Source organism: Gordonia sp. UBA5067 (genome assembly GCF_002414845.1).
GTDB classification, from domain to species: domain Bacteria; phylum Actinomycetota; class Actinomycetes; order Mycobacteriales; family Mycobacteriaceae; genus Gordonia; species Gordonia defluvii.
This window is the reverse complement of sequence record NZ_DIAX01000010.1, coordinates 103,104-114,053: the sequence shown is the minus strand read 5'-3', so window position 1 is coordinate 114,053 and position 10,950 is coordinate 103,104. Positions and strand designations below refer to the sequence as shown.

Sequence of the window (10,950 nt, the reverse complement as noted above, 5' to 3'; positions counted from 1 at the left end):
CCGATCTCGCCGCCGATCATCCGGAAAAGCTCGCACACTTGATCCAGGTCTGGTTCGACGAGGCCGACAAGAACGACGTCCTGCCGCTTGATGACCGGACTCCGGTCGAGTTGCTCGCTGTCGACCGACCGAGGTCCGAGCCCCCCCGGACCCGGTACGTGTACTACCCGGACACCTCACCGGTCCCCGAGGGGGTGGCCGTCAGCATCCGTGGCCGCGACTACAAGATCCTGGCCGACGTGGTGCTCACCGACGACAGCGAAGGCGTGCTCTTCGCGCACGGATCACGCTTCGGCGGCCACTCCTTGTTCATCAAGGATCACAAGCTGTATTACGTGTACAACTTCCTCGGCGAGGACGAGCAGATCCTCGAGTCGAGTGAATTGTCGCCGGGCAAGCTGACCCTCGGCGTCGAATTCACTCGCGAGAAGGCGGGGCAGAACGGGGAGTCGGTGGGCTCGGCAACGCTGTACGTCGGAACCGACTCCGTCGATTCGAAGGCCCTGCGCGTTCAGGCCGGCAAGTTCACCCTCTCGGGCGACGGATTGTGCGTCGGGTTCGACAGTGCCGATCCGGTGAGCAGCCTTTACCACGATCGGGGCAGCTTCCCCTTCGTCGGAGGCGAGTTGCTCGGTGTCGGCATCGATGTGTCGGTCGACCAGTATCTCGATCTGGAGAAGGAAGCAGCCGCCGCGTTCGCCCTCGATTGACCGGCCCCATCACGGCGTTCCCCGATCTGCTCTCGGAGACCTACACTTCGGAGATGGGACGGGGCTCATTCCATCGGCATCGAAGCACCGGTCTCGAGGCCCGGTTCGCCGTGCCCGAGTTCGCCGACCCACTCCCGCGCCCGCGTGTCTGCGACGCGCTCGCGAAAGCGGTTGCGTGTCACCGGATCACGCTTCTCACCGCACCCAGCGGGTATGGCAAGACCACCGCGGTGGCCGAGTGGACGCGCACCTGTGGGCACCCGGTCGCCTGGTTGTCGCTGAACCGCTACGACACCGATCCGGCGGCGATTTCCGAAGGAATCGCCGCCGCACTGCGCCGGCTGGCCGTCACGATGGCCCGCGATGACATTCTCGACGCCCTCGCCGTCATCGACGCGGCGGAGGTCGGCGCACTACACGAGGCAGTCGGCACCGCGGTCGACGTGGTAGGCGAACCCATCGTTCTGGTCGTCGACGACCTCCAGCGCTCCGGCGCCGCAGCCAACACGAGTGTCCTCGGGGCGCTCCTCGAGCAGGGGCCGGCCGGCCTGCGGCTCCTGCTCATCGGCCATGACCCGCACCAGCTGCCGGTCTCGTCACAGATCCTTGCCGGTGATGCGACCCGGCTCGACAGCTCGGCACTGCTGTTCACCGCCGCCGAAATCCAGTCGGCCGCCGGCCTGGCCGCGAGATCGGCGACCGAGGTCGATTCAATGCTCAACCGGACGGGCGGGTGGGCCGCCGCTGTTCGCGTGGCGCTCTTGGCATCCGGGCAGACCGGCGCTGCGGCCGGCCACCCGACCCGGGCCGCGGCTCCCGATGATCTGCTGCTCGATGTCATCGCCGACGAGGTGCTGCCGGGCCTTCCGCCCGAGCTCGCCGCGTTCCTCCTCGACGTCACCACCGTGTCGGAGCTCGACGGCGTGCTCGCGGCCGGCATCTCCGGGCGCTCCGATGCGCTTGCACTATTGGAAGAGTGCCGCCGCCGTGGACTATTCCTCGACCGCTTCGGCACCGACGGTGCGGCGCAGTATCGCTGGCACGACGTATTCGCCAGCCGATGCCGCAAACTCGTCGCCCTGCGCGACCCCGAGCACTCGCGCGCGTTGCATCTGCGCGCCGCGGAACTGCTCACCACACGCCAGCCGCTGCACGCGATCGACGAGGCTTTGCTCGGCGGCGACCCCCGGCGTGCCACCGAGATCCTCGTGGACTCGTGGATCCTGCTGCTGGCCGGCCGCGCCGAGGAGTCGCCCGAGCGGGTCCTCACCCGGATCCCCGAGCCGTATGCCTCCCGCGATGACGTCCGGACGATCACCGCTTGTGCCATCGATCTGGCGGGCCGCCGAGCAGAGGCCCAGGCGCTGTTCACGAGCCGAGCCACCCGGACGCCGCGCCCCGAATCGAGTGAACGCACCCTGTTCACCGACGCCTGCGCCCGACTGTTTCTGTGCGACGATCGGGCCGAGTTGATCGAGGCCCTCGGCGTTGCCCACGACAACCTCTCCTACGCGCGAAGTCTCGGTGCCGCCCGGTACGCCGCGGCACAGCTATTACTCGGCCGCGCCCACTTCATGCTGCGCTACGAGATGCATGACGGCATCGCCTTGCTGACCTCCGCCGAAACCCTGGGCAATGATGCGGGCGAGGCAACGATCGCGCGCCGCGCGGCCGGCTTGCTGTCCTTCTGTAGCGCCTGGGTCGGCGACCACGGCGCCAGTCGAGAAATCTTGGCGCGCATCCAGAGCTCTGACGAGTATTCAGATAGCTGGTCGACCCAGGTAGGAGCCCCCGAACTCGCCGCCGAAGGCTGGATTGCCTATTGGGAGGGCGACTTCGCCGCGGCGCGCACCGCATTCACCAAGACGATCGACGCGCACGCCGTAGCCGTGGGGATTTCGAGCATCGCCCGGCAATATCTCGTCCTCATCGCCGCCCTCGACGGCGACGCGACCGAGCGCCGGAACGCGTACTCACTCGTCCGGCAGATGCCTGACCACGAGGTGCGCGGCGTACCGTGGGAGTTGTACCGCGTGGTGGCGCTGGCGAAGCTCGCTGAGGCCGACGGCGACGATGACCGGGCCGGCCGGTTGATCCGTGGTGTTCGGGTCGACTGGCGCGAGATCCCCGCGTCCGCGACGGTGGCCGTAGATTTGATCCGGCGCCACGTCGGCCGGCACGCGGCGGCGGCAATGGTGAAGCAACTCGCGCCCTTACCGCTGGGTGACCACATTCGCGCGTCCCTACTCGTGACCTCGGCGTTGATCCACCGGGCCGACGGCGACTACCCCGCGGCGCACGAGGTACTCGAGCGGGCCCTGACTGTGGCCACAGCCGGCAAAATCGCCAAGCCGTTCCTAGACACCGACCCGGCACTGGCAGATCTGCTCGCCGAACACGCGCGCTGGGGAACGTCGCATGCCGCCTTCATCGCCGCGCTGAAGCCTCCCACGCGGGTCCTCAACGACCTCAGCGACCGCGAGAACCAGATCCTCGGGTACCTGCGGACGACGATGACACTGGCCGAGATCGCCGCGGAGGTGGGCCTGTCGATCAACACGGTCAAGACCCACACCCGCACGCTCTATCGCAAGCTGAGCGTGGGGAACCGCCGCGATGCGATCACGGCGGTGGCACGCCGCCGCTGAGCAAGCACTCGCGGGCTCACCCGCGGTGTGGGGACTCTCGCCCGCCAGTGCGGCAGTGCTAGTCCGGCCTCAGAGCGCGCAACGAAATCCCAGATGCGCGGTCGCGGAATCGTCGGACTGTGCCGAACGGGCCGCCGGACGGTAGCGGCGGCAGTACTCGGGTGCACAGAGGAAGGATCCCCCCTTGGTCACCCGCATCACCTGCGGGTTCACCGTCGGCGCGAGCAGGTCGGGCCGTCCGCCGGCATCGACGTGCACCTGCCCCGGCACGACGTGGCGCGGAACGTAGATGTCACTGGTCCGTTCCCACACGTTCCCGATCAGGTCGGCCAATCCGTATCCGTTCGGCGGGTAGACGCCTACCGGTGAGGTCGATCCCCACCCCGTCGACTCGTAGGGAAAGCGGCCCAGCCAGGTGTTGGCCATGACCTTCCCGTCGGGGTGCAGCTCACCGCCCCACGCGTACTCGCGGCCGTCGATCCCGCCGCGCGCCGCGAACTCCCACTCCGCCTCCGTCGGCAGCCGCCGCCCCGCCCACTGCGCGTACGCGGCGGCATCGCGGTAGGCGACCTGCACCACGGGGTGATCCCAGCGGGATTCGATCGACGATTCCGGTCCCGTCGGATGGCGCCAGCTGGCCCCCGGCTCCCACCGCCACCACTGACGCCAGTCGCCGAGGTCCACCGGCCCGGCGGTGGGGGTGAAGACCAATGCGCCCGGCACCAGGTCTGCGGGGTCCGCCCCCGGGAATTGGTCGGGATCCATCTGCTCCTCGGCCACGGTCACATATCCGGTGGCGGCAACGAATTCGGCGAAGCGCGCGTTGGTCACCGGATGCCGCTCGATGGCGAAGGCGGCAACCGTGCGCTCGTGGGCCGGCCCCTCCTCCGGGTAGGACGCGTCAGAGCCCATCTGGAATGAGCCGCCGGGTAGTTCCACAAGCTCGGTATAGGTCACAAGTCCATGCTAATGGTGCGACGGGCTCCATCTCATCGCCTGCCGACGAGGCCGACGCCAACAGTCTTACCCAACTGCGACGTTTCGTGACACCGCACCGCCGCGATACGATCACGGTCGGGTCGCACGGCCCGAACGCCCCCTTACCTCAGTTGGCTAGAGGGTCCGCCTTGTAAGCGGAACGTCGTCGGTTCGATCCCGACAGGGGGCTCTGATCAACCGCTGATCGTGGTCAGGCCTCGCGGCTTGCGGATGACCAGTGGCGATCTCGGCTCCCAACCCGATTCCACTCGGCGCCACTTCCTTCAGTTGTGAAGGCGTCGCCACCGGGCACGCGGTTCACGCGCCCGTGGGTAGAATGTGAGCGAAGCATCCAGGCACGACGTAGAGGACCAGCCATGCCCCCGAAGACCGCCGATCTGAGCGACGACGAGTTGGAGCCCGTCGCGGACGAGACTGCGACCTCCGCCCGCCGGGTGGTCGCCGCCTACGCGACCGACGCCGACGAATGCCGCATGTTGCTGGCAATGTTGGGGATCGCGCCGGGCGAACCCGCCTGACCACGCCATGACCACCTCATCGGCGCCGGAAGCGGACCGAACACCGTCAGCCGAGTTCGTGGTGGTCGCCAATCGGCTGCCGGTAGACAAAGAAGTCCTACCCGACGACGAGGTGCGGTGGAAGCGCAGCCCCGGCGGGCTCGTTACCGCTCTCGAGCCCGTATTGCGCAGCCACACCGGAGCCTGGGTCGGCTGGTCCGGCGTGCCCGACTCCCAAGACGATCCGGACATCGACGGCCTCGAAATCCGTGCGGTGCCACTGAGCAGCACCGAAATCGCCGAATACTACGAGGGCTTCTCCAACGGCACGTTGTGGCCGCTCTACCACGACGTCATCGCCAAGCCGCAATACCATCGCGAATGGTGGAACACCTACGTCGCCGTCAACGAGCGGTTCGCCAAGGCCACCGCCGACGTCGCCGGCCACGGCGCTCTCGTGTGGGTCCAGGACTATCAGCTCCAACTCGTTCCGAAGATGCTGCGCGAACTGCGCCCCGACCTCAAGATCGGCTTCTTCCTCCACATCCCGTTCCCGCCCGTCGAGTTGTTCATGCAGTTGCCGTGGCGGGCGGAGATCGTCAACGGGCTGCTCGGCGCCGACCTCATCGGCTTCCACCTGCCCGAAGGTGCCGAGAACTTCCTCTACCTCGCCAACCGGCTCGGCGGCCACCACGCATCGCGGCGATCGGTGGGTGTGCGCTCCCGATTCGGTTCGGTGGAGGTCGACGGCCGGACCGTCACGGTGGGTGCCTTTCCCATCTCCATCGCCGCCGGCGAGATCGACGCGGCATCGAAGACACGGGAGATTCGCCGGCGCGCCCGCGAGATCCGCAAGGAGCTCGGCAGTCCATCGACGATTCTGCTCGGCGTCGACCGCCTCGACTACACCAAGGGCATCGACGTCCGACTCAAGGCGTTCCTGGAACTACTGGAGGAACAGCGGCTCGACCCGCACGAGACCGTCCTGGTCCAACTGGCCACTCCGAGCCGCGAGCGGGTGGAGTCGTATGTCGCGATGCGCTCGGAGATCGAGCAACTCGTCGGCCACATCAACGGTACGTTCGCCGAAGTCGGCCAGCCCGTAGTCCAATACCTGAACCGGCCGATCCCGCGCGACGAACTGCTCGCCTTCTTCGTTGCCGCCGACGTCATGCTGGTCACCCCGCTGCGCGACGGGATGAATCTCGTGGCCAAGGAGTACGTCGGATGCCGCAGCGACCTCGGCGGCGCACTGGTCCTGTCCGAATTCACCGGCGCCGCAGCCGAATTGAAGCAGGCCTATCAGGCCAACCCGTACGACATGGAGGGCGTCAAGGACGCGATCGAGGCGGCCGTCAAGCAGCCGGCCGAGGACGGTCGGGTCCGGATGCGCGCCATGCGGCGACAAGTCCTCACCCATGACGTCGAGCGGTGGGCGAAGAGCTTCCTCGACGCCCTCAAAGACACGGCCAACTGATGGCGACCGGCGAATCGCCACAGCTGCCGGCGGAGCTGATCGCCGCGTTACACGCATTCGCGGCGCTGCCGACGGTGGTCGTCGCCTCCGATTTCGATGGTTGCCTCGCCCCCATCGTCGCCCATCCCACCGATGCGCGCGCAGATCCCGCGGCGGTCGCCGCACTCGTCGCACTCGCGGCGGTGCCCGCGACCACGACCGCGATCGTGTCCGGCCGCGCCCGGGCCGACCTGGCCGCACTCGTCGCGATCGCCGCGCCCGACCGCTGCGGGGTCGCCCTGGTCGGCAGTCACGGGACCGAGTTCGACGATGATTTCGCCACCCGCATCACCGATGCCGAGCGGGCGCTACTCGCGCAGGTAGCAGCCGATCTCGGGGAGATCGCCGCGCAATTCCCCGGGACGATGGTCGAAACGAAGCCCGCGAGCGCCGTGCTGCACGTGCGGAACGCCGCCGATCGCGCACACTCCGACGCTGCGCTCGAACTCGCCCGTCGCGGCCCCGCCACTCGGCCCGGGGTCCACGTCACCGAAGGAAAAGCCGTCCTGGAACTTGCCGTGATCGAGACCGGCAAAGGCCACGCCCTCGACCTGCTGCGCGCACAGTCCGACGCCGACGCAGTCTGCTATCTCGGTGACGACGTCACCGACGAGAACGCGTTCAGCCATCTGCGCGGCAGCGACATCAGTATCAAGGTCGGCGACGGCAACACCATTGCGCGGCACCGCATCGCCGGCCCGAACCTAGTCGGCGAGGTGCTGCGCGTGCTGCTCGAGGGCCGCCGCTAACCGTCATCCGACCGATCCGATCGGATCGGCGTAGATCACCGAAAGCGCCACGACGACCGCCGCCGCTTCCTGGACGCCGAGGCCGAATCGCGTCGGCGTCAGCTCCAATCGGTGTGGCAGGTGTCGCGCGGCATCGAATGCGGCTTGGACGGGCGCCAGGCCGCGCGGATGATTGGCGAACGCGTCGCCGGCGACGATGACGGTATCAGGGTTGAGCACGTCGGCGATGGTCGCAATCGCTTCCCCCAGCGCCCGGGCCCGCTCCTCCACCAGCGACGACTCGGCGGCCGAACCAGACCGGCGCATCGCGCCCCGAAGCGCCGACGTACCGATGACCTGCTGCAGCCCGACGGTGCCGATCCCCGACGGGCCGATCCCCGACGGGCCGAACAGCGGCGCGCGGACCGGTACGTGCGCCACGGTTCCGGCCCCGGTGCGCGGGACCTGCACATGACCGTCGACCGTCAGCGCCATCCCGACCGTCTCGCGCGCATACCAATAGATCGACGATCTCCCCGGCACGGCTCCGCCCACGGGCGGCGCGAGGACCAGTTCGGCGGCCGCCATCGCCTGCACGTGTTCGCACACCGACACCGGCAGCCCCAGCGCCTGGTTGACCATCGCACCGACCGGCGCCCCGCGCCACCCGAGGACCGGATGGTCCACCGCGCCGGTCGTCTCGTCGACATCACCGCCCACCGCCACCCCGGCCCAGAGGAACCGCCGGCCCGAGAAGCGGCTGATCAATTCAGCCAGGGCATCGGCGAGGATCCCGATCACCTCGACGGGATCGCCGTCGGGTGTCAGCACGGCATGGCTGTGCAGGGTCCGGCCCGCGAGGTCGGCGATCGCGAGCAGCGTCCGGCGGGCGCCAATATGCATCGCGGCGACGGCCAAGCCCTCATGGTTGAGCGTCAGCGGCACCTTCGGACGCCCGATGCCACCGCCGTCGACGAGGTCGGGGCGCTCGACGATCAGTTCCGCCCCGGCCAAGGCATGTACCTGACGGTTCACGGTCGCCGTCGACAGGTCTGAGTGCAGCGCCAAGCGATCGCGGGTCACCGGTCCGGCGCTCCGGACGAGGGCGAGAACGACCGCGGCAGGGGACCTGCCCACCCGTAGCGCCGCTGGGACCACCCCGCTGATACCTCCGGCCGGTTCTCCCATGGCCAGAACATAGCAGCGCCGTCGCGTGCGAGTGCCGATGGCGCCATGCGGATTCAACCGCCGACTTGCGCCGGCCCACCCGATGGCATAGACCGAGACCATGACCGCACCGGAATCCCACGCCCCCGCTCCGTCACGTCGCGTCGCCGTCGTCACCGGTGCGAGCTCAGGTATCGGCGCGGCCACCGCGCGTGCGCTCGCCGCCGCCGGCTACCTTGTCGTCGCGGGGGCACGCCGCCTCGACCGGATCACGGCACTAGCGGCGGAGATCGGCGGAATCGGCCGTGCCCTCGACGTCACCGATCCCGAATCGATCGCCGCGTTCGTCGCCGGCCTCGACCGGGTCGACATTCTCGTCAACAATGCCGGCGGGGCCAAGGGACTCGGCCCGGTCGCGCAGGCTGTCGAGGACGACTGGCGATGGATGTGGGAGACCAACGTCATCGGGACGATGCGGATGACCAAAGCGCTACTCCCCGCATTGACGGCCTCTGGTGATGGACTCATCGTCACCGTGACCTCGGTTGCGGCGCTCGAGCCATACGACAACGGCGCCGGCTACACCGCGGCCAAACACGCGCAGGCCCTGGTGCATCGGACGCTGCGCCTGGAGTTGCTCGGCAAGCCGATCCGTCTCACCGAGGTCCTGCCGGGGATGGTGGAGACCGAGTTCTCGATGATCCGCTTCGACGGCGACACCGAGCGCGCTGATGCGGTGTACGCCGGACTGACCCCGCTCACGGCCGACGACGTCGCCGAAGTGATCGCCTTCGCCGCGTCCCGCCCGCCGCATGTGAACCTCGACCAGATCGTCATCAAGCCCCGCGACCAGGCCAACGCCCGCCGCAACATCAAGACGGGCTAGCGCCGCCGCGGTGCCGCCGGGTGCTTCGCTCCGCCCCCCAGTTCCTCGGCCCGCCGCTTCAGTCCCGCAGTCATATCGTCGAAGCCGCGGCGCATCCCGCCGCCGAGCAACGCCTCGACGACCGGAACCAGCAGGCCGTCGATCTGGAAATGCGAAGCATAGTGACAGGTCCCCGGCCCCGACGGGGCAACGGTCTGCTCCCGCACGCTGCGCAGGAGGCGCAGCGGTGCGGGCCGCATCGAATAGCTGAAGGAGCGGCCGGGGTCGACGCGGTTGATGAACTCGCGCTGGTGCCGCAACGTGTCACCACGAAGGCGGACGTCCATGTCGATCGGCCCGCCCGGCTCAAGCCGGCACGAGGCCCGCGGAACGAATGGGTTCCACTGGCCGTAGGCGCCGAAATCGGTCAGCACCGCCCAGACGGTCGCCGCCGGGGCGCCAATCTCCACCGAATGCTCGAGGACGAAGCTCACCAGTCCAGGGTAGCCCGTCAGTGCGGCGGCCTGGGCCCTCTCGGCGCGACGGACGGCACGGTGGCGGGCACCGGCGGCGCACCGGACGGCGTGGCCGGTGCCGACCGTACCGAGATCGAGTTCTTGATTGCCGACAGGCGCTTCCACTGCGGCCAGCTGTAGGCCCAGTCGTAAATGTCGCCATCCCGCTCGGAGAGTTCGATTCGGGTGCCGGTGACCTCCACGGGATCGCCGTAGACCGCGGTGTGGAAGTACCGCTCCGCATTGGCCAGCGACAGGTTGATGCACCCGTTGGTGACGTTGGAGGAGCCCTGGACTCCGACGGTCTCGGGATTGGCGTGGATGAACTCGCCGTTGTTGGAGATCCGGACCGCCCAGCGCTCACGGATCCGGAAGTACCCGGCGGCGGGATTGGTCATGAAGAAGTCTTCCCACTTCTCGGTGACGACGTGGATCCCCGAACGCGTCACATTACGGTCGAGGTCGCCGCCACCGTAGCTGCACGGCAGCGTCATAATCGGGGCCCCATCGCGAACGACGACGATCTGGTGCGAGGCCGCGTCGGCCTTGACGATTTGAGATCGGCCGATTCGGAAGTCGACGGTGACGTCGCCATCACCGAACACCCCGTCGCCGCAGTCGAGGCCGTAGAGTTTCGCGCCCGCATGCACCTTGGTTCCGGGGGTGAAATAGTCTCGGGGCCGCCAGTGGACGCGGGAGCCGTTATCCTCGCCCAGCCACCCCCACGAACCGGTCGTGGGCGGCTCGGTGGTGACGGTGAGCGCCTTTTCGACTGCGGCCTTATCGGTGATCGTGCGATTGAACTTCAGGATGATCGGTGCGGCGATACCGACTTCCTGCCCATCGCCGATGTTGACGGTCACCTCCGCGATCGCCTTCGGCTTCAGCGTGACGAGTTTGCCGGACAGGTCGGCGGGCACCCGGTCGAATCCGGTCGCGCTGCCCGCCCACGTGTAGGTCCGGTCGTAGGCAAGTGGTCCGTCGACCGTAAACACCGACCGATCGGGCGACATCGTCCCGGGCACGGCTTTGCCGTCGGCGCGCAACAGTCGGACATCGGGGTTGAGGACGCCGCCGCGCGCCGACACGGCCACCTTCGCCGTCGGGTTGATCGGTGCGCCGCCCCCGGTGTAGTCGAGCTCCACGGTGGGGCGGGGCGGTCCCTGCGCCGCCTTCTCCGGCCGCGCACAGGCGGTGGCAGCAGCACCGAGCACGCTGATCCCGGCAGCGGCCAGCACGGCACGACGATTAGGCAATGACAACCCCACGACCACAGCCTATCGGCACTTCCGAGCCGGCGCCCGT

Annotated in this window: 9 protein-coding genes, 1 tRNA gene and 1 pseudogene; 7 read left to right on the top strand and 4 right to left on the bottom strand. The window is 68.5% G+C overall.

The genetic code is table 11. The features are described from left to right. Nucleotides 1–710: pseudogene (locus tag B4M62_RS02150) on the top strand (arylsulfatase); the annotation flags it as partial. 53 nt (nt 711–763) lie between these two features. Continuing rightward, entirely contained in the window at nt 764–3,358 is a 2,595-nt protein-coding gene (locus B4M62_RS02145) for a LuxR C-terminal-related transcriptional regulator (protein ID WP_290704473.1), read from the top strand. A 69-nt stretch (nt 3,359–3,427) separates the two neighbouring features. Here B4M62_RS02145 and B4M62_RS02140 read toward each other — a convergent pair whose 3' ends face one another. After that, on the bottom strand, nt 3,428–4,270 hold the full coding sequence (locus tag B4M62_RS02140) for a formylglycine-generating enzyme family protein (protein ID WP_414651760.1): 843 nt from the start codon (nt 4,268–4,270) through the stop codon (nt 3,428–3,430). Nucleotides 4,271–4,452: 182 nt separating this feature from the next. On the opposite strand from B4M62_RS02140, the gene B4M62_RS02135 reads away from it, so the two are divergent. The 4 genes from B4M62_RS02135 to otsB all read left to right on the top strand — a co-directional run bounded on the left by B4M62_RS02135 (nt 4,453) and on the right by otsB (nt 7,119). Then, nucleotides 4,453–4,526, top strand: a tRNA-Thr gene (locus tag B4M62_RS02135). A gap of 187 nt (nt 4,527–4,713) precedes the next feature. Continuing rightward, complete coding sequence (locus tag B4M62_RS02130; RefSeq protein ID WP_290704467.1) at nt 4,714–4,875, top strand: hypothetical protein; 162 nt, start codon at nt 4,714–4,716, stop codon at nt 4,873–4,875. Between the two features lie 7 nt (nt 4,876–4,882). After that, nucleotides 4,883–6,331 carry an alpha,alpha-trehalose-phosphate synthase (UDP-forming) gene (locus tag B4M62_RS02125; protein ID WP_290704464.1) on the top strand — a complete coding sequence of 483 codons (1,449 nt, stop codon included), beginning with the start codon at nt 4,883–4,885 and terminating at the stop codon, nt 6,329–6,331. Continuing rightward, nucleotides 6,331–7,119, top strand: a complete 789-nt coding sequence (otsB, locus tag B4M62_RS02120) for a trehalose-phosphatase (protein ID WP_290704461.1) — start codon at nt 6,331–6,333, stop codon at nt 7,117–7,119. The genes B4M62_RS02125 and otsB overlap by 1 nt, the downstream gene beginning before the upstream one ends. 3 nt (nt 7,120–7,122) lie before the next feature. Here otsB and B4M62_RS02115 read toward each other — a convergent pair whose 3' ends face one another. Beyond that, on the bottom strand, nt 7,123–8,286 hold the full coding sequence (locus B4M62_RS02115; protein WP_290704458.1) for an ROK family transcriptional regulator: 1,164 nt from the start codon (nt 8,284–8,286) through the stop codon (nt 7,123–7,125). 100 nt (nt 8,287–8,386) lie between these two features. Here B4M62_RS02115 and B4M62_RS02110 point away from each other — a divergent pair, with 100 nt between their 5' ends. Beyond that, on the top strand, nt 8,387–9,151 hold the full coding sequence (locus B4M62_RS02110; protein ID WP_290704455.1) for an SDR family NAD(P)-dependent oxidoreductase: 765 nt from the start codon (nt 8,387–8,389) through the stop codon (nt 9,149–9,151). On the opposite strand, the gene B4M62_RS02105 is transcribed toward B4M62_RS02110, so the two are convergent. Next, nucleotides 9,148–9,624 (bottom strand): SRPBCC domain-containing protein, encoded by a 477-nt coding sequence (locus tag B4M62_RS02105; protein WP_290704452.1) that lies wholly within the window; start codon nt 9,622–9,624, stop codon nt 9,148–9,150. The genes B4M62_RS02110 and B4M62_RS02105 overlap by 4 nt on opposite strands. Nucleotides 9,625–9,641: 17 nt before the next feature. Further along, entirely contained in the window at nt 9,642–10,913 is a 1,272-nt protein-coding gene (locus B4M62_RS02100) for a L,D-transpeptidase (protein ID WP_290704449.1), read from the bottom strand. Nucleotides 10,914–10,950 lie beyond the last annotated feature (37 nt).